This window comes from Flavobacterium omnivorum, assembly GCF_900099915.1.
GTDB lineage: Bacteria > Bacteroidota > Bacteroidia > Flavobacteriales > Flavobacteriaceae > Flavobacterium > Flavobacterium omnivorum.
Window position 1 is genome coordinate 1 of sequence record NZ_FNDB01000009.1, and the last position, 18,955, is coordinate 18,955.

Consider the following 18,955-nt stretch of genomic DNA (forward strand, 5'->3'; position numbering starts at 1 on the left):
ACTGCTCCTGCTATTGTCGCTAGTGATGATGCTGGAACTCCCATAAACGGTGCCAACGGCGGAACAGCTTTCACCAATGTATTGGTAAACGATACTTTAAACGGGGTTCCTGTTTTGGCTTCGCAAGTTATCGTGACTACGGTTTCAGCTTCGAATGCTGGTGTAACTTTATCTGGTACAGATGTGGTAGTGGCTGCGGGTACGCCTGCCGGTAACTATACCTTGGTGTACCAAATCTGTGAAATATTAAATCCAACCAATTGTGATACGGCTACCGTTACTGTTAGCGTTACCGCTCCTGCTATTGTCGCTAATGATGATGCCGGAACTCCTGTAAACGGTGCAAACGGCGGAACGGCTTTCACCAATGTATTGGTTAACGATACTTTAAATGGGGTTCCTGTTTTAGCTTCGCAAGTTGTCTTGACTACGGTTTCATCTTCGAATGCTGGAATCACTCTTTCTGGTACTGATGTGGTAGTGGCTGCGGGTACGCCTGCTGGTTCTTACACGTTGGTTTACCAAATCTGTGAAATCTTAAATCTAAATAATTGTGATACGGCTACCGTTACCGTTAGCGTTACGGCTCCTGCTATTGTCGCTAATGATGATGCCGGAACTAATGTAAACGGTGCCAACGGCGGAACGGCTTTCACCAATGTATTAGTAAACGATACCTTAAACGATGTTCCTGTTTTGGCTTCGCAAGTTATCTTGACCACGGTTTCATCTTCAAATGCTGGAATCACTCTTTCTGGTACTGATGTGGTAGTGGCTGCGGGTACGCCTGCTGGTTCTTACACGTTGGTTTACCAAATCTGTGAAATCTTAAATCCAACCAATTGTGATACAGCTACCGTTACCGTTAGCGTTACGGCTCCTGCTATTGTCGCTAATGATGATGCTGGAACTCCTGTAAACGGTGCCAACGGCGGAACGGCTTTCACCAATGTATTGGTAAACGATACCCTAAACGGGGTTCCTGTTTTAGCTTCGCAAGTTGCTACGACTTTCGTTTCATCTTCGAATGCTGGTGTGACTTTATCTGGCACTGATGTGCTAGTGGCTGCGGGTACGCCTGCTGGTAACTATACCTTGGTGTACCAAATCTGTGAAATCTTAAATCCAAATAATTGTGATACGGCTACCGTTACCGTTAGCGTTACCGCTCCTGTTATTGTCGCTAATGATGATATCTATACAATTGAAAATTGTACCTCATCAGGCATACTAGGAAATGTATTAGGAAATGATTCACTAAATGGAAACTCCTTAATAGCTTCAACGGTGAATATCACTTTAGTTTCTGGGCAAAATTTAAATATTCAATTGGATAACCTTGGAAACATCAATACATTAACTGGTACAAATCCTGGAATTTATATTTTAACATATCAAATATGTGAGAAGTTAAATCCAGAAAACTGTGATACTGCAACAATAACTATAACAATTAAGGATATTACCGCACCGGTCATTGCTCAATTACCAGTACCTTCAACTATAAGTTGTGGTATTACTCCAAATTTTGCTCAAGCAACAGCAACTGATACCTGTAGCTCTATAACATTAGCATTCGTAGACACAACTGTTCAAGGTAGTTGTATTGGTTCTTACACTGTAACTAGAACCTGGACAGCTACAGATTCAGCAGGAAATTCGACTACTGCTTTTCAAATCATAAGTGTACAAGATACTACTGGTCCAACTACTGCCACTGAATTTGCTGCAACTATCAATGTGAATTGTGATGCTATTCCTTTGAAACCAGAACTTATTTTTGCAGATAATTGTTCAACGACCTCTCCGGCAATATATACAGAAACAATCACTAATAGTTCTCAGAACTCTTATTCAATTGTAAGAAAATGGTCTGTTTCAGATTCTTGTGGAAACATTTCTATATTTACTCAAACGGTTAACGTCTCAGTGGCAAACAGCGGAACAACAATTGCAAGCTCTGCTTGTAGTGGAGATTCCTCTACAATTAATATCTTTAATTTATTGCCTCAAGGAACTCCAACAAACGGAACCTGGGTAGATGTTGATAATACTGGAGCACTACAAGGAAATATCCTATCTCCTTTTGGATTAAGCTTAGGAAACAAAGTCTTTGAATATCAAATCAACAATGGAGATTGTCCAAGAAAAATTGAACTGACAGTAAATATAAATGATGATTGTATCGTTTTAGGATGTGGTGACATAAAAATACATAATGCATTTTCACCAAATGGAGATGGTACAAACGAAGTTTTTGTTATTGATAATATTGATGACACTGCTTGTTACCCTGAAAATACCGTTGAAATATATAATCGTTGGGGTGTACTAGTTTTTGAAACTAAAAATTATAACAATCAAACTAATAATTTTGAAGGTATCTCTCGCGGAAGAACAACTGTTAATCAGTCGTCAGGTTTACCTACCGGAACTTATTTTTATATTCTAAATTACAGTTCTATTGATGGAAATGGTAATATAGAAATCAAAAAATTAGACGGGTATTTATACCTTACTAAATAATTTTGAATTAATTTTAATCCTGAGGATAGTTAAAAATCCTCAGGTTAAAAAATGAATTAGCCCTATTCTTAAATATAAATAGTATTGACATTTTTCGAAATAGATCTTTTGGATCCTAAAAAAAGAAAGAGTTCAATTACAAAAACAAATCTACTATGAGAACAAAAATATTTTTAATCTTGTTACTATTTACAGCATTTACTGGTTTTGGACAACAAGACGCACAATATACTCAGTACATGTACAATACCATTAATATCAATCCCGCTTATGCAGGTTCTAGAGGAGCAATGAGTATTTTTGCTATGCATCGTACTCAATGGGTAGGTTTGGATGGTGCCCCAGTTACAAATGTTGCCTCAATCAACACTCCGCTAAATGATAACAATCTTGGTTTAGGAGTTTCTTTTGTTAGCGACAAAATTGGCCCTACCAATGAAACTACTATTTCTACTGATTTCTCATATACCATTCCTGCATCGGAAAATTACAAACTTTCTTTTGGTATAAAAGCTACAGCTAATTTATTCAATTTAGACATCTCAAAATTAAACCCTGTTGATTCCTATCCACTTGATCCATCGATGCAAAATATAGATAATCAATTTTCACCTAATTTTGGAGCAGGTTTATATCTTCATTCTGACAAAGCATATATTGGCTTTTCAATTCCTAATTTTATTGAAACAAACCGGTATGATGATAATGAAACTGCGATATTTAGAGAAAAAATAAATTACTATTTAATAGGAGGTTATGTTTTTGATATCAATAGCACATTAAAATTTAAACCTGCATTCCTATCCAAAATGGTAGTAGGTGCTCCACTACAAGTTGATGTTTCTGGTAACTTTATGTTTAATGAGAAATTTGTTTTAGGAATTGCCTATAGATGGAGTGCTGCGTTAAGTGCGGTTGTTGGATTTCAAGTCTCTGATGGAATGTATATAGGTTATGGATATGACAGGGAGACAACTCGATTGAACAACTATAATTCTGGTTCACATGAAATATTTTTGCGATATGAAATATTTAAAAATAATGGTAAAATTATAACTCCTCGATTCTTCTAGAAATTAAATAGCATGAAAAAAAATACATTCTTTTACATCATACTTATTAGTCTAATTTATTTTAAAGGAAATGCTCAAGATTCCAAATTATTTATAACTGAAAAAACAAGTGACAAATATGTCTACGTAGATGTCATCAAAACCTATGAAAGGATTGTTGAAAAAGGATATAAATCAGCTGATCTATTTAAAAAAATTGGAGATTCTTATTACATAAATGCAGATTTTGGTAACGCTGCTAAATGGTATTGTGAATTATTTGCCATGGGTATTAATTTAGAACCAGAATATTATCACCAATATTCTAAATCTTTATTATTTATTGGTCAAAATGATATTGCCAATGAAATATTGGAAAAATTAAAACAAAAATCACGGCTCTTACACGAGAAAAAAAATCGGAAATAAAGACAAAATCACAATGCCAAAATTCTTTTAAAAACAATTATTATGAAAAATAATATACTCCTCTATATAACCTTATTAACCGCTTTTTCATTTAGTGCACACTGCCAACAAGGAAAGGTTGCAGCTGCTGATAAAAAGTACAACAACTATGCCTATATAGATGCCATAAAAACTTACGAAAAAGTGGCTCAAAAAGGATACAAATCGGTAGATATGTTTAAAAAATTAGGCAACTCCTACTATTTTAATGCAGAATTGGAACAAGCTGCCAAATGGTATGGCGAATTATTTGCCATGAATACTTCAGACTTAGAACCAGAATATTATTTTCGTTATTCGCAGTCTTTGAGATCAATTGGCCAAAATGAAAAAGCGAATGAACTTTTAGAGTTGTTCAATAAAAAAGCCGGAAACGACAGCCGAGGGATCCTTTTTATGGAAAATGAAAATTATCTTGATGCCATCAAAGCTAATTCCGGAAGATATAATATTGAAGATGCTGGAATAAACTCTATTTACTCTGATTATGGTACTGCATTGTATTCCGATAAAATTGTTTTTGCATCAGCTAGGGATACTGGAAGCCTTGGACAAAGAAAACACAAATGGACTAATCAATATTTTACAAATTTATATGCCTCTACATTAGGAGAAAATATGACTCCAGGAGAACCGCAAAAGTTTGACAAAAAGATAAATTCTAAATTTCATGAGTCAACCCCTGTTTTTACAAAAGACGGAAAAACAATGTACTTTACCCGAAACAATTATCTTGATGGAAAAAAAGGAAAAGATGCAAATAAAATTACTTTAATAAAAATATACAAAGCCACTTTAGAAAATGACTTTTGGTCGAATATAACTGAACTTCCTTTTAATAGTGACAATTACAGTGTTGCACATCCTACGCTAAGTCCTGATGGCAAAACATTATATTTTGCCTCTGATATGCCTGGAACCTTAGGTCTATCTGATTTATTTAAAGTTCAAGTAAATAATGATGGAAGTTATGGGATACCCGAAAACTTAGGCAAAACTATTAATACCGAAGGAAGAGAAACTTTTCCGTTTGTAAATGATGAAAACGAAATCTATTTTTCATCAGATGGACATCCGGGCTTAGGAGGTTTAGATGTTTTTGTTTCTACAATTAATCCAAACGGTTCTTTTAGCAAAGTACAAAATGTAGGCTCTGATATTAATTCACCCAAAGACGATTTTGCTTATTTTATAGATACAAAATCTAGAAGAGGCTTTTTAACTTCAAACCGGGATGGTGGTATGGGATATGATGACATTTATAAATTTTTAGAACTAAAAAAAATTACATGTACACAATTATTATTCGGAGAAATTACCAACATCGATACTGCAGAGTTGCTTCCTAACACTAAAGTAACATTGCTTGACAATCAATTTAATAGCATTAGCACCACGGTTTCAGATGAAAAAGGTGCTTATTCATTTGCTGTTGAATGCGGTAAAAAATATTATGTAAGAGCTCAAAAACCAGAATATACCGTAAAAGAAGTATCGATAACGATTGCAGACGAAAATGGAAAAACATATTTACCAATTGCACTAGAGAATGCTATTTGTAAAGTTACTATTGGTGATGATCTTGGCAAATGCTTTAACATAAAAATGATTTATTTTGATTTAGACAAATCCAATATTCGAAAAGAAGCCGCTTTAGATTTGGAAAAAATACTTGATGTTCTAAGCCAAAATCCAACGATGACATTGGATATTCGCTCTCATACTGACAGCAGAGCCTCGTTTAAATACAATGAAGCTTTATCAGATCGAAGAGCTAAATCAACTATTAAGTGGTTAGTTGAAAATGGAGTAAATGAGAATAGATTGAGTGGCAAAGGATATGGTGAGACTCAATTAGTAAATAAATGTACCGATGGAGTACCATGTACAGAAGAAGAACATCAGCTAAACAGAAGAAGTGAATTTATTATCACTGCCCTGTAAAATAACTTCCTAAGTAAATTTAGTAGGCTGTCCCATAAAGACAGCCTATTTTTATTTCAATTATTTTCCTCATCTATTTTCTCCGCGTAATAAAAATAATTCGATGGGATATAAATGATCTAATTTGTTGAATCAAGAGGTGTGCTACACTAGAGCGTGAGGTGTCTCAATTATCTGCTTTGTAGGCTAGTAAGTAGTATACCTGCCTAAAATATTAGTACCAAATAGAATGTATAAGCTATAAGAATAAAACAATGGTGCATTTTTTTTACCATATAAGTCATTTAAGTTTCATTTGTTAGGCTTATATACTTTAAACAACAATAAGGTCATTTAAGGTTTAATGCTTATATGACTCCTATGTTAAATATTATTTCACTCGTTTTATAGTACGACATTAAATAGTTCCATGTGCTTACATGATCCATTAATGGCAGATATTTAGTAATATGCAAAATAAGAATAAGTATTAAAAAAATATGTAAACAATAAGACAGCTTACATTTTTAAATCAAAAATAATTATCATTTAAAACACATCAAAAGAAAAATCATTAACAGTTAGTATGCTAAATTAACATCTGATTTTTTATAAACTGTTTTTAAAATATAAATGGCTGTCTCTCGGGGAGAAGACAGCCACTTAAATATAAAAAACTCAACTTAAATTTTTGCAAAGATATTTGTATAATACTTTCTACCGTTTACCGGATTTTCTTTGATCGCAATTCCAAAATGGGTAAAGTTACCTTCAATATTTTCTTTGTGACTAGGACTGGCTAACCACGCATTTAAAACTGCTTGTGGCGTATTGTAATTGTAAGCTATATTTTCACTTACCGATTTGGCTCCTAAAGTCTTCATAATGTTTTCTGAACGCGCAACAAAATCATTATGATTAACTACATTGTTTGCGATCATGTAGTTATCATGCTCTTCAGATTTATAAGACATGTGATTGATTTTTTCCAAGCGATTCAAACCTTTACTAACTCTGTGGGCATTTATCAAATCCATGGTCTCTAACTCAATAGAATTGTATGAGTATACAACAACTTTTTGAACGGTTGCGTCAGCGGTTTCAATTTCAGAACTGTCTGAGGAACAGGAATTCATAGTGCATATCGCAACAGCGAGCAATAATGCACGAAGTAATTTTATTTTCATAACTTTAGTAGGTTAGGTTTAAAGTAGATTGTGGGGCAAACAACTTTAATATATAATTCTATGTTTTTTATTTCTTACTCAAACATACATCTTTTACCGTTTAAATACCTAAAAAAGTCGATGAAATACATCATAAAAATAATTAAATATGTATAATTCTTACATTAAGGAGAAAGACGATCTATTTTCCAAGAATAATCTTGTTGGCTAGAATACCGAATTCTATCATGTAATCTATTAGGTCTTCCTTGCCAAAATTCTACCTCTAAAGGAGTTACAAGAAATCCGCCCCAATGCTTTGGTCTTGGAATAACCATACTCTCAAAATCTTTTTCTAATCGTTTCAGGTTTTGTTCTAAATAGTCTCTGGAAGGAACCACTTCACTTTGATTGGACACAATTGCTCCTAATTTACTTCCATCGGGTCTGGATTCAAAATAACTATCAGAAGTTACTTCCGAAGTTCTTTTTGCAATTCCCTTGATGATTACCTGTCGCTCCATAGTATGCCAAAAAAAAGACAAGCAAACATTTGGATTTGCTGTAATAGCCCTACCCTTTTCTGAATTGTAATTGGTATAAAAAACAAAACCCTCTTCATTAAACTTTTTTAACAAAACAACTCTAGACTTTGGAAATCCATCTAAGCCAATTGTTGCTACGGTCATTGCATTTACTTCACTATCACCTCCAAAGTCCTCTACTTCGTGAAACCATCTGTTAAACAAATTGATTGGATCTTCGGGGATAGAAGCTTCTAAAAGCTCGCTCTTATCATACGATTTTCTGTAATTACTTAAGTCGTTCATATATTTCTAATTTAAAAATGTTCATTTCTGGCCTGATTTGAGTGGTGTCATTCAAAATTCACTAAACCAATTTTCTCGTGCCGTTCAATTATTTATTTAAAACTCAAACCTTTTCCCATCATCGGCTAAAAGTACCTCTGAAAAAACGGTTTCAGCTTCGTCTTTAAATAATTCAATTTTTTCATAACGTGTTGAATAGTGACCCAAGATTAATTGTCCTACATCAGCCTTAAGAGCTATGGTTGCAGCCTCTTTTGCGGTACAATGCAGTGTCTTTTTAGCCAGATTTTCCTCAGACTGCAGGAAGGTAGATTCATGATACAATACAGTACTATTGGCTATAATAGGAATAATAGCTTCATGATAAACGGTATCAGAACAAAAAGCATAACTCTTAGTTGGAATAGGATCGAAGGTCAATTTGTCATTTTCAATAACTCTCCCATCTTGTAGTGTGATATCTTTACCGTTTTTGATTTTTTGATAATAGCAACTATCGATTTCATAATTCTGAACAGCGTCTAAATTCAGTTTTCTATATCCTATTTTTTCTTGGAACAAAAAACCATTTGTGTACACTCGATGTTTTAATGGGATGGTTTGCACCAAAACCTTCTCATCCTCAAAAAGAATTTCGCTTTCTAGCGATTCCAGTTCATGAAAAAACAAGCCATAATTTGTCCAAGAATTAGACAATCGCAATTGCAATTTAATAATTTCTTTTATTCCTTTTGGCCCATAAATATGCAAATCGGTGGTTCTGTTAAGCAAACTAAATGTAGATACTAAACCGACTAATCCAAAAAAGTGATCTCCGTGCAAATGGGAAATAAAAATATGGTTTATTTTAGAAAACCTGATTTTGTTCTTGCGCAATTGCACTTGAGTTCCTTCCCCGCAATCAATCAAAAAAAGTCTATTTTTAATTTCTAAAATCTGTGAGGTGGGATTGGTAAAAGTTCGTGGTGTAGCTGCATAGCAACCAAGTATTGTTAGTTTCAATTTTTTAATTTCATGTTAGAAGTTACTATAGAATTAAAATGGAACATTCATAATTCACTATTTGCAAATTAATTACAACATACTATCCTTTTTTCGCTGTTGTATTTTTTAATTTGTAGCTCATGAGAAATTGCTACTAATCAGTTTGCAAATACTACCCAATAGTTGTAGGAATCGTCAGCAGTAAAAACATTAGAGAGATTGAGCCCCATTAAAATTATAAAAAATGCGAATAGAATAATGCTTAAAATATGTGCGTCCTTTTTGTTTTTGTAAAAATCCATAAGACATTTGTTAAAACCCTAAATCTCTTTCAATCTCTTCCATTTCTATAATATCATGCGCCTCTAATAAGGAAGGCACAACGGTTAATTTAGCGGGAACGGCATTATAATCAAAATCAGAAGTAATTATGACAAAAGATTTTTTTGCTTTTTTATGTTGTTTCGATAAAGGCATAAATTGCTTAATATCATTCGTAGATAAATCTTTGTGTAACAAAAGATCAATCATTATGTTGTGTTTTTCGAATGTTTTATACTGGTGCGTAACCTTCATAAGAAAAGACATAAAATCCCCTTGTGTATCTCTAATCGTTACGGTATGTCCTTTTTGATCTACTTTCATTTTTAATATATTTATGAACCTACCCAGCGGTATTTTCGATTACAAGTAGCTAATTTACAAAGTTTTACATAAAACTATTGAATTTTTGATGCCAAAAGATAAATTACTGCCATTCTAATTGCAACACCATTTTCTACTTGGTTTAAAATCACTGATTGACTTGAATCAGCGACTTCGCTAGTAATCTCCACACCACGATTGATTGGTCCTGGATGCAGGATGACAATTTCTTTATCTAAAGAATCTAAAAGTGTTTTATCTACTCCATATTGTTGTGCATATTCTCTTGTTGAGGGAAAAAAATTCACGTCCATTCGTTCATTTTGCACACGCAACATATTTGCCACATCGCACCATTCAAGTGCTTTTCTAAGATTTGGTTCTACCGTAACTCCAAGCGATTCAATATGCCTAGGAATTAGCGTTTTAGGCCCACAAACTTTCACCTCGGCCCCTTGCATTTGCAAGGCATATATATTAGACAATGCAACTCTAGAATGCAAAACATCCCCTACAATAACCACTTTTTTCCCAGCGACCTCTCCTAGTTTTTCTCTAATCGAATAACTGTCTAATAAAGCTTGCGTAGGATGTTCATGAGCACCATCTCCAGCATTTACGATGCTTGCTTTTACATTTTTGGATAAAAAATAAGCAGCTCCCGGATTTGCATGTCGCATTACCACCATATCAACTTTCATCGAAAGTATATTATTCACCGTATCAATTAGTGTTTCTCCTTTTTTGACAGAGGATTGAGCAGCTGAAAAACTAATAACATCAGCTGATAAACGTTTTTGAGCAAGTTCAAAAGAAAGTTTTGTTCTTGTACTATTTTCGAAAAAAATGTTGGCAATGGTAATGTCTCTTAAAGAAGGTACTTTTTTTATGGGGCGATTAATGACTTCTTTAAAATGATCGGCTGTTTCAAAAATTAGGTCAATATCATTCTTATTGATGTATTTTATGCCTAACAAATGATTTACACTTAATTCTTTCATTGCTGTTTACGATTATTAGTTTTTAATAGTTAGCGTTTAAAAATGATCTAACTTGTAATTAGATAGACACCATCTTCCCCTTCATTTTCTTTCCAGCTCACTTTGACTTTTTCGTTATTGATTGCATCAACCTGTCGTCCTCTATAATCTGGCTGAATGGGTAAATTGCGGCTGAAGCGTCTGTCGATTAACACCAATAGTTCAATTTCTGAAGGCCTACCAAAAGATTGAATAGCAGTCAAAGCAGATCTGATACTTCGTCCAGTGAACAAAACATCGTCTATAAAAATGACCTTTTTATTTTCAACTATAAAATTAATTTTAGTTTTATTGGCCTCCAATGGTTTGTCAGTTCTTCGGAAATCATCTCTAAAAAAGGTAATATCCAAGTAACCTAATTGAATTTCAGGAGTTTGATATTCATTTTCCAAAATTTCTTTCAAGCGCTCCGCTAAAAAAACACCTCGTGGTTGAATTCCAACTAAAATTGTATCTGAAAAATCTAAGTGTTTTTCAATTAACTGGCAGGCCAAACGATGTAATATGATAGTTACTTCTTTTGCAGTAAGTAATACTTTGTGACTCATAGTAGATTATATTGTTTGGTTTGACAAATATACGAATTCCGATTTAGGATTTTATAATTAAAAAGAGAGAAAATAAACATCATTACTCGTTTATCTGCTAAAAACCAAATTGCTTATTTACAAAACTATTCTAAAGCATTTTGACAATAGATTTTAGAACAATGTGTAAGGTAAAATTGGACAAAATTCCCTGATAATCGACAGACAGATTGGCTAATGCTGTTGTAACATCAAAAATTCCTATGACCTAATTTGATACTTGACCGTCGCAACAGGAATTGAAATAATTTATCTAGGTAGACTTCATTTTACTTAATAATACCTTTTTTTATTCCACTATATTTTGTCAAAATATAAAACACTACTGTTCAACTGTAAATATTTTTGTTTTACCTTTATACTTAAATGGGCTATTTGGTTACCATTTTAAGTTATTTTTTGTTTGAATTATATAAATACCCCTCTGAATTATATAACAAACTGCTTAGTTGAAAGCAATAATTTTACATTTTTAACCTAAACTAATTAATCATGCAAAAAAAATTAACTCGTTTATTGATGCTTTTTATAGTATTAATATCATTTTCAAGCTGTTCAATAATAGAAGGAATATTCAAAGCTGGAGTAGGTGTTGGTATATTTATAGTTGTTGCAGTACTGGCTATACTAATTTTTATAATCAGCAAAATTTTTGGAAGAAAATAAGTCACTGCACTTTATAATGGTCATTTGATCCCAATAAAAAAGAGCCCATTGCTGTGCTCTTTTTTATGGTTTCAATACTTTGGATCTTTAGTTTACTAAAAACAAAGCATTGCTGAACAATAAATTGCCATTTTCCCAGAAACCTCTAAATAAAGGGTTGTCGACCATATAGATTACAGATCCGTCACCTTTTTTATCCACAGCAAAGCTTACGGTATTGTTGAGTTTCTTTTTTATTTCATTTCCAACAAAACCATAACTCTTATAATCTTTGGGCACATAAACGACATTTGTTGCTTTTTTCAGCAGCGAATAGTGTCTATCATCCGTTTTTAGACTGAAATATTTATCCCCTAAACCAAAAGACATTGGATGTGTTTTATTCAGCATATTCTCGATAATAGCGCCAGGAATTGATTTAGAAATATACCTACGCTCCGAATCTTGAAAATCTAAAAAACGTTCTTTTAACGCTTCTTCTTCAGCCTCTTTCTCTGAACTCAATTTGTCTTCCTCGGATGCAAATGGACTTAATGCATAGCCTTCTTTTCCCTCAAATATTGTCAAAGCACTATTCATTGCAATCACTTTTCCTCCGTTTTTAATCCATTCTCCAATTTTCTTTTGTTGGTCTTCGGAAAATTCATAATACCCATCTGCTAAGATTAACGTGTTGTAATTAAACAAGTTTAATCTGTTGAAATTATTTACTTCAATCACACTTACTGGATAACCAATTGTTTCTTCCATATAATACCAGGCGGCACCAAACTCAGTGGAACCAACTCCTTTTCCAGATAATAAAACCACTTTTGGTGCTTTTAATAAATTAAAATTTTCGCCTCCTACATCTTTTGAATTCGAGGAAAAACCTGTAGCAATATAATTGTAATCGGTTTTTATTTTTACTAGTCCTGAAATTGTTTTTTCAAAATCAACTACTTTAGGGTTATCTGCTTTGGTTACTAACAACCCACCCGGCTCAACAATTACTTCTCCAAAAACAGCTTTCTTCATTGCTGATCGCACTTTGATATTATTTTGGTGCAACAAAGATAATACCTGAGCTGAAATTCTATTATTCCAAGGAATATGAAACGCATACACGTTTTGCGGAATGACTTTTTCCTGCATTTCAATTGCCATTTTTGTTTTAACAGCTACACTATTTTTCAATGCATAGCCTTCTACTCCATAAGCCAGAGGCAATGCCCATGAAGTAATATCATAAGATAAACTGTCATTCAATTTTTGGTTTGGTTCAAAAAGTACTTGCGCAAAAACGGCTTTGGGTTGGTCTACTTTCACAATTAAATCATTTGGTTCAATTGTAAAACCTTTTTCTGTTTTTGTAGTATAATTAAATCCTGATGCTTTTTGAGTGCCGTCAGCATAACTAAATTCTACATTATTTTTTTTTAACAAATCCGCCATTTGAACCAACTTCGGATTGTTTTTCATCACATACATTTTATAATTTCCCTTGACTGTTTTTCGAGAATTATTCATAAAACCTCTAAAACCTTTTAGCAAAACATCTGCTTGTGCTGCCGCTGATTCTACAACCGTAAGAACCGCCGTAGCATGATGGGTTAAGCGGTCTTTAATTGTCAATGTGATTCCGTTACTCATTGTTACTGCTCTCCCAGCTCCTATTCCGCCCTGTTCCATAGTCATGCCTACTGCTCCATTGTAAGTAGGATAGGTATCTCCATAACTTGGATAAAACAAATCAAAACGCTCCCCTGTATTATACATCCAGTTTTGAGCATCAAATTTTTTTGATATATTTTTACCTAACGTATAATGAAAATCTTTTTGATACTTTTCAATATATTCGTGCAAAGGTTCCGCTGACGGTGGGAAAAAATAGGGAGAATCGTATCCCATTTCATGTACATCCGTGTGTACTTGAGGCATCCACTGGTTGTACAATGCAATACGCTGTTGGGTTTCCGGCTGGGTTTGCCAAGCCCAATCCCTGTTCAAATCAAAGATATAATGGTTGTACCTACCTCCTGGCCAAACTTCCATGTGTTCCCTGTCTGACAAATCGGGATGCGTTTTTTTACTTGAAATTTCTCTTAACCAATTCCCATATCTGGAATATCCATCAGGATTAATGCATGGATCCAAGATTACAATAGTATTTTCTAACCACTTTTTAGTTTCAGAGTTGGAAGGATTTACCAGCTCATACGCTACAGTCATAGCGCTTTCAGTTCCAGCAAATTCATTTCCATGAACATTAAAACTCAACCATACAATTAATTTATCACCAATCATTTGGCTTTTGTTGGTGGACAAACCAATAGCGGCTAAATTATTATTTCGAATTTGTTCTAAGTTTGCTAAATTCTCAGGACTAGAAATAAAATATACATTTAAATCCCTTTGTTCAGGAGTCACTCCATATTTTTGATGTTTTATTAAAGGGGATTTTTCCGTAAGATGCCTAAAATAATTTTCGGCTTGATGGTAATACGTTATTTGCTTTCCGTAATTCGGTAAAAATTCTGAAGGACTTTGCACTTGTGAATGAACACTGAGCACCAGAGTTAGCATTAGGTAAAAAGAAAAAATAGTCTTTTTCATATTATTTTGGGTTAGTTATGCTTCAAAAATAGCCATTTACAAAGTCTTTCACAAGCAAAATTTCCGATTAATTAAATACAGATTATACCATAGCTCTCCGCTATCATTAATTCATTTTTCATGGAGGAATACTAAGATTACAGCACTATTCTTTATTAAATAATTAATAAAATCTTGCATATAATTCGGATCCTAATAACAATCTATTATATTTGTCGATCACAAAATGAAACAACAGATGGAAGAATGTATCTCAGTTTTTGACATGCTAAAAATTGGTGTAGGACCATCGAGTTCACACACACTAGGCCCATGGAGAGCTGCCGAACGCTTTTTAGGTGAATTGAGAAACGAGTTGTTACTTCATGCTGTAATCCGAGTAAAAATAGACCTATACGGTTCTCTTTCCTTGACTGGAAAAGGGCACGCAACGGATTTAGCCGTAATGCTAGGATTGAGTGGACAAGATCCAGAATACATTCCTATAGAAAATATCGCTGCCATTATAAAATCCATTGAATCAAAAAACGAAATTAATTTAGGAAACGAAAAACCAATCCCTTTCTATTTTCTCCAGGACATCGTTTTCAATAAAAACTTCCTTCCTTTTCATGCCAATGGAATGACGTTCACGGCTTTTATGAACGATGATAAAGAATATAAATCCACTTTTTATTCTATTGGTGGTGGATTTGTAGTCAAAGAAGAACGCATTAACGCTAAAAAGAAAATACAAATAAAATGTGCTTTTCCTTATCCTACTGATAAAGCATCAGAATTATTAGAGTATTGTAAAAACGAAAATAAATCCATCTCGGAAATCGTTTTTGAAAACGAAAAATCAATGCGTACGGAAGCCGTAATTGATCACGAATTGATCCGTATTTGGCACACCATGCTAGAATGCATGTATATTGGCTGTCATTCCGAAGGGATTCTTCCTGGAGGATTAAACGTACGCCGAAGAGCATTTGACATGCATCAAAACCTAATTGGTTTAGCCAATTATAATTCTCCACAAAGTTGGCTTGAAGAAATTAGAAAAACGGAAGTTAAATTTCGTCAAATTCTGAAATGGGTAAGCTGTTTTGCACTTGCAGTAAATGAAGTCAATGCGGCATTAGGACGCGTCGTAACGGCTCCAACTAATGGAAGTGCTGGCGTTATACCAGCTGTTTTAATGTATTACTTAGTGATTGAAAACCACCAAGCTGGTGAAAAACAAATCAAACAATTCCTTATGGTGGCTGGTGAAATAGGCAGTATTTTCAAGAAAGGTTCTACTATATCAGCAGCGATGGGCGGTTGTCAGGCAGAAATTGGAGTGTCCTCCTCCATGGCAGCTGCCGCTTTATGCGAATTAATGGGTGGAACACCAGAGCAGGTATTAATGGCAGCTGAAATTGCCATGGAACATCATCTTGGAATGACTTGTGACCCTATTGGCGGATTAGTCCAAATTCCCTGTATTGAACGCAACACCATGGGCGCTATAAAAGCCATTAATGCCGCTGAATTAGCCTTGGCCACCGATCCCGAAAACGCAAAAGTTCCGTTAGACAAAGTGGTGGAAACCATGTGGCAAACTGCCAAAGATATGAACAACAAATACAAAGAAACTTCCGAAGGAGGTCTGGCAATTGCCGTGAATATGGCAGATTGTTAATACTGAACTAATTTCAGCATTACATCACACGTTTTTTTTTCGCAAACAAACTGGTTGTCAATTGCAAACGTAAATTTTCATGTACGTTAAATAAAGCAGTAGCAAACAAAAAAAGAATGATGAAATAAGATAATTGAAAAAAAGTTGATCCATATATTTTTACAAAAATTTTCATCATTTACAAACAGTTTATACTGAATACTCTAAGTAAACTTATCGAGTATGCTGTGAAAATTTATAAAAAAAATGATTTTTGATGCTAATGGCGCCATAATAAAGACCAACTTCTCATGGTATTCAAAGAGACCTTTTACTATATTTTAAAGAAGGTGCAACAGTCAAAGTAAAATAGGATTAGGCGATAATCGCTCTAAAGGGAGGAAATCATTGGTTTTATAAAAGCGAAAAGTTCTTTTCAATTACTCTTCAAGCCTTAAACTCCCTTGCATAAAGGAAAACTTTAAAGCAAGATGATTATTAAAATTTGAATTAGATTTGATGCTCTAGCAAAATTTAGAAATACCAAAAGCAAGTACTTGGCATCCCTCAAAACCCAATAACCAAATATTTTTTCAAAAAACAAAACAGATTTATCAACTTAAATATCAAACGATTAGACTAAAATCTAAATAAGTGAAGACAAATTTGACGTTTTGAGTCCCTTAATTTGGGTATATTGCAATATTTGAAATGATAAGACAATGAAACTACTATTTAGCATAATAGCTCTGGGCCTTTTGGGTTGTGATCAACAGAGACAACAAGAAACGGTACAAGGGAACTGGATTAAAGGAAGTGAAAGTGATCAAATTACTACCATTGAAAAACAATTTAGGGGATTTGACAAAGCGATGATTGAAACCGGGTATCGTTATCAAGAGCTATATTGGGCTGGAAAAGATAAGAATTGGGAATACGCCGATTATCAATTAGATAAAATAAAAGTTGCAATTGAATACGGTCTCGAAAGAAGACCTAAAAGAGCTAAATCTGCAGAGCATTTTTTAAAACTTGGCTTACCTGAAATGAAAAAAGTAATAAAAAGTAAAGATACCGCGCTTTTTAACAAAGAATTTAAAACCATGACGATTAACTGTAACAATTGTCACTCAATGGAAAAAGTTCCTTTTTTTACCGTTAAACTGCCAATAAACAGACAATCACCAATACATAAATAAAATGTTTAAGAAATTAATAAATACAGATAGCGAAAAAACAACTGTGCTCATTCGTTTAATGGTTGGTGCTGTTTTCCTTTCTGAAGGTATTCAAAAATTTTTATTTTCAGAAACTTTGGGGGCAGGAAGATTTGAAAAAATTGGTTTACCCGCTCCTGAATTTTTAGGCGGTTTTGTTGGCATATTCGAAATCCTTTGTGGTGCTTTGATTTTAATTGGACTTTTTACAAGATTAGGAAGTATTCCGTTAATAGTAATTATGCTTGTTGCAATTGCAACGACAAAAGCAGATGTGTTAGCTGAAAAAGGGGTTTGGGAAATGCTGCATGGAAGTAGAACAGATTGGGCAATGCTATTAGGCAGTTTCTTTCTATTATTGAAAGGGGGTGGTTTTTGGTCGCTCGACTTAAGAATTTCAAACAATGGAGCATAGAGTTGACTTAAAAGAAATTGCAAAACTTTTTCTAAAACTCGGTATAATTGGTTTTGGTGGTCCATTGGCACATATTGCAATGATGCGGGAAGAGGTGGTTACAAAGAGAAAATGGCTAACAGAGCAACATTTCCTAGACTTAATTGGCGCAACAAACTTAATTCCAGGACCTAACAGCACCGAAATGGCCATTCACATTGGACACGAGAAAGCAGGTTGGAAAGGTTTACTTGTTGCAGGACTTTGCTTTATTTTTCCTGGAGTTTTTATTACCGGAATTTTTGCTTGGATATACAAACAATATGGACAGTTTCCAGAATTCCAACCTTTTATTTACGGCATAAATCCCGCCATAATCGCAATTATACTTGCTGCAACTTTTCCTTTGGCTAAAAAATCATTACAATCAGTTGAATTAGCCATCATTGGAATTATAGTTTTAATAAGTTCATTGCTTCACTTTAATGAAATTTACTTAATGTTTGGGGCAGGCCTAGTTGCCTTACTCCTATTCACAATCAGGAATAATAAATTGCAAAAAACCAATACTCTTTTCCCTCTTACATTTTTACAAATAGCAAATACAACAATACTTTCAGCTACGAATTTAAATTTATTCTGGAAATTTTTAAAAATCGGAACAATACTTTATGGAAGCGGTTACCTCTTATTTGCTTTTCTGGATAGCGAATTAGTATCTACAGGGCTTTTATCAAGGCAGCAACTCTTTGATGCAATTACAGTAGGACAATTTACTCCTGGTCCTATTTTTTCATCGGTTACTTTTATAGGTTATCAAATCAATGGGATTTCTGGTGCTGTTATATCTACTATTGGAATTTTTGTTCCTGCTTTCCTTTTTGTTGCAATGCTTAATCCACTGGTTAAGAAAATGCGAAGTTCAAAATCATTGTCTGCTTTTTTTAGATGCAGTAAATATTGCTTCAGTAGCTATAATTATTTCCATTTGCTTTTCAATGGGAAAAGAATCCATTACAGATTGGCGAACCATTATTATTGCTATTTTAAGTACTGCTTTTACATTTGGTTATAAAAAAATAAATAGTGCTTTTATAGTTTTAGGAAGTTCCTTATTTGGTTATCTATTAACATATGTATAAATAACTCATGGGATGCAACTAATAAAAATTGAAGTTATGGTGCTTTATACAATAAGGGGAAAAGAATGCTGCGAA

16 protein-coding genes and 1 pseudogene are annotated in these 18,955 nt (G+C 33.8%); 10 read left to right on the forward strand and 7 right to left on the reverse strand.

Annotated elements, in window-relative coordinates; translation table 11 throughout:
• From BLS90_RS10015 to BLS90_RS10030, 4 genes are all read left to right on the forward strand, one after another.
• The coding region (locus BLS90_RS10015; protein ID WP_139171410.1) for a gliding motility-associated C-terminal domain-containing protein at positions 1-2,526 on the forward strand (2,526 nt) is incomplete at its 5' end.
• Between the two features lie 155 nt (positions 2,527-2,681).
• The gene (locus tag BLS90_RS10020) at positions 2,682-3,599 is read left to right on the forward strand and encodes a PorP/SprF family type IX secretion system membrane protein (RefSeq protein ID WP_091257514.1); all 918 of its coding nucleotides are present in this window, start codon (positions 2,682-2,684) and stop codon (positions 3,597-3,599) included.
• Positions 3,600-3,611: 12 nt separating this feature from the next.
• Positions 3,612-4,007: a flagellar motor protein MotB gene (locus tag BLS90_RS10025; RefSeq protein WP_245705085.1), complete on the forward strand. Its 396-nt coding sequence runs from the start codon at positions 3,612-3,614 to the stop codon at positions 4,005-4,007.
• A 42-nt stretch (positions 4,008-4,049) separates the two neighbouring features.
• Positions 4,050-5,990, forward strand: a complete 1,941-nt coding sequence (locus tag BLS90_RS10030) for an OmpA family protein (protein ID WP_091257515.1) — start codon at positions 4,050-4,052, stop codon at positions 5,988-5,990.
• 662 nt (positions 5,991-6,652) lie between these two features.
• Here the strand turns inward: BLS90_RS10030 and BLS90_RS10035 are convergent.
• The 6 genes from BLS90_RS10035 to pyrR form a co-directional block, all read right to left on the reverse strand.
• Positions 6,653-7,156, reverse strand: a complete 504-nt coding sequence (locus BLS90_RS10035) for a CAP domain-containing protein (protein ID WP_091257516.1) — start codon at positions 7,154-7,156, stop codon at positions 6,653-6,655.
• Between the two features lie 164 nt (positions 7,157-7,320).
• The gene (gene pdxH / locus BLS90_RS10040; RefSeq protein WP_091257517.1) at positions 7,321-7,965 is read right to left on the reverse strand and encodes a pyridoxamine 5'-phosphate oxidase; all 645 of its coding nucleotides are present in this window, start codon (positions 7,963-7,965) and stop codon (positions 7,321-7,323) included.
• Positions 7,966-8,061: 96 nt separating this feature from the next.
• Complete coding sequence (locus BLS90_RS10045; RefSeq protein WP_091257518.1) at positions 8,062-8,967, reverse strand: ribonuclease Z; 906 nt, start codon at positions 8,965-8,967, stop codon at positions 8,062-8,064.
• 294 nt (positions 8,968-9,261) lie between these two features.
• Positions 9,262-9,594, reverse strand: coding sequence for a ribonuclease Z (locus tag BLS90_RS10050; RefSeq protein WP_066076426.1), 333 nt, complete (start codon positions 9,592-9,594; stop codon positions 9,262-9,264).
• 74 nt (positions 9,595-9,668) lie between these two features.
• Entirely contained in the window at positions 9,669-10,595 is a 927-nt protein-coding gene (locus BLS90_RS10055) for an aspartate carbamoyltransferase catalytic subunit (protein ID WP_091257519.1), read from the reverse strand.
• 47 nt (positions 10,596-10,642) lie between these two features.
• Positions 10,643-11,182 carry a bifunctional pyr operon transcriptional regulator/uracil phosphoribosyltransferase PyrR gene (gene pyrR, locus BLS90_RS10060; protein ID WP_091257520.1) on the reverse strand — a complete coding sequence of 180 codons (540 nt, stop codon included), beginning with the start codon at positions 11,180-11,182 and terminating at the stop codon, positions 10,643-10,645.
• Between the two features lie 531 nt (positions 11,183-11,713).
• Here pyrR and BLS90_RS16880 point away from each other — a divergent pair.
• Positions 11,714-11,887 (forward strand): hypothetical protein, encoded by a 174-nt coding sequence (locus BLS90_RS16880; RefSeq protein ID WP_175455466.1) that lies wholly within the window; start codon positions 11,714-11,716, stop codon positions 11,885-11,887.
• An 87-nt stretch (positions 11,888-11,974) separates the two neighbouring features.
• On the opposite strand, the gene BLS90_RS10065 is transcribed toward BLS90_RS16880, so the two are convergent.
• Positions 11,975-14,482, reverse strand: coding sequence for a M14 family metallopeptidase (locus tag BLS90_RS10065; RefSeq protein WP_091257521.1), 2,508 nt, complete (start codon positions 14,480-14,482; stop codon positions 11,975-11,977).
• A 238-nt stretch (positions 14,483-14,720) separates the two neighbouring features.
• On the opposite strand from BLS90_RS10065, the gene BLS90_RS10070 reads away from it, so the two are divergent.
• From BLS90_RS10070 to BLS90_RS17355, 5 genes and pseudogenes are all read left to right on the forward strand, one after another.
• Positions 14,721-16,148 carry an L-serine ammonia-lyase gene (locus tag BLS90_RS10070; RefSeq protein WP_091257597.1) on the forward strand — a complete coding sequence of 476 codons (1,428 nt, stop codon included), beginning with the start codon at positions 14,721-14,723 and terminating at the stop codon, positions 16,146-16,148.
• 701 nt (positions 16,149-16,849) lie between these two features.
• A complete protein-coding gene (locus BLS90_RS10075; protein WP_091257522.1) occupies positions 16,850-17,326 on the forward strand; it encodes a hypothetical protein in 477 nt (158 codons plus the stop codon).
• Between the two features lies 1 nt (position 17,327).
• Positions 17,328-17,759 (forward strand): DoxX family protein, encoded by a 432-nt coding sequence (locus BLS90_RS10080; RefSeq protein WP_091257523.1) that lies wholly within the window; start codon positions 17,328-17,330, stop codon positions 17,757-17,759.
• A pseudogene (gene chrA / locus BLS90_RS10085) lies at positions 17,749-18,624 on the forward strand (chromate efflux transporter); the annotation flags it as partial. The gene BLS90_RS10080 and the pseudogene chrA, both read left to right, overlap by 11 nt.
• Positions 18,563-18,880: a chromate transporter gene (locus BLS90_RS17355; RefSeq protein WP_394331031.1), complete on the forward strand. Its 318-nt coding sequence runs from the start codon at positions 18,563-18,565 to the stop codon at positions 18,878-18,880. The pseudogene chrA and the gene BLS90_RS17355, both read left to right, overlap by 62 nt.
• The last annotated feature ends 75 nt before the right edge of the window (positions 18,881-18,955 follow it).

What these genes read in the sequence shown, in the direction of transcription:
- pdxH (WP_091257517.1), bottom strand. Translation starts at nt 7,965, where the DNA reads ATGAACGACTTAAGTAATTACAGAAAATCGTATGATAAGAGCGAGCTT.
- BLS90_RS10030 (WP_091257515.1), top strand. Translation starts at nt 4,050, where the DNA reads ATGAAAAATAATATACTCCTCTATATAACCTTATTAACCGCTTTTTCA.
- BLS90_RS10020 (WP_091257514.1), top strand. Translation starts at nt 2,682, where the DNA reads ATGAGAACAAAAATATTTTTAATCTTGTTACTATTTACAGCATTTACT.
- BLS90_RS10035 (WP_091257516.1), bottom strand. Translation starts at nt 7,156, where the DNA reads ATGAAAATAAAATTACTTCGTGCATTATTGCTCGCTGTTGCGATATGC.
- pyrR (WP_091257520.1), bottom strand. Translation starts at nt 11,182, where the DNA reads ATGAGTCACAAAGTATTACTTACTGCAAAAGAAGTAACTATCATATTA.
- BLS90_RS10025 (WP_245705085.1), top strand. Translation starts at nt 3,612, where the DNA reads ATGAAAAAAAATACATTCTTTTACATCATACTTATTAGTCTAATTTAT.
- BLS90_RS10080 (WP_091257523.1), top strand. Translation starts at nt 17,328, where the DNA reads ATGTTTAAGAAATTAATAAATACAGATAGCGAAAAAACAACTGTGCTC.
- BLS90_RS17355 (WP_394331031.1), top strand. Translation starts at nt 18,563, where the DNA reads ATGGGATTTCTGGTGCTGTTATATCTACTATTGGAATTTTTGTTCCTG.
- BLS90_RS10065 (WP_091257521.1), bottom strand. Translation starts at nt 14,482, where the DNA reads ATGAAAAAGACTATTTTTTCTTTTTACCTAATGCTAACTCTGGTGCTC.
- BLS90_RS10075 (WP_091257522.1), top strand. Translation starts at nt 16,850, where the DNA reads ATGAAACTACTATTTAGCATAATAGCTCTGGGCCTTTTGGGTTGTGAT.
- BLS90_RS10050 (WP_066076426.1), bottom strand. Translation starts at nt 9,594, where the DNA reads ATGAAAGTAGATCAAAAAGGACATACCGTAACGATTAGAGATACACAA.
- BLS90_RS10070 (WP_091257597.1), top strand. Translation starts at nt 14,721, where the DNA reads ATGGAAGAATGTATCTCAGTTTTTGACATGCTAAAAATTGGTGTAGGA.
- BLS90_RS10055 (WP_091257519.1), bottom strand. Translation starts at nt 10,595, where the DNA reads ATGAAAGAATTAAGTGTAAATCATTTGTTAGGCATAAAATACATCAAT.
- BLS90_RS16880 (WP_175455466.1), top strand. Translation starts at nt 11,714, where the DNA reads ATGCAAAAAAAATTAACTCGTTTATTGATGCTTTTTATAGTATTAATA.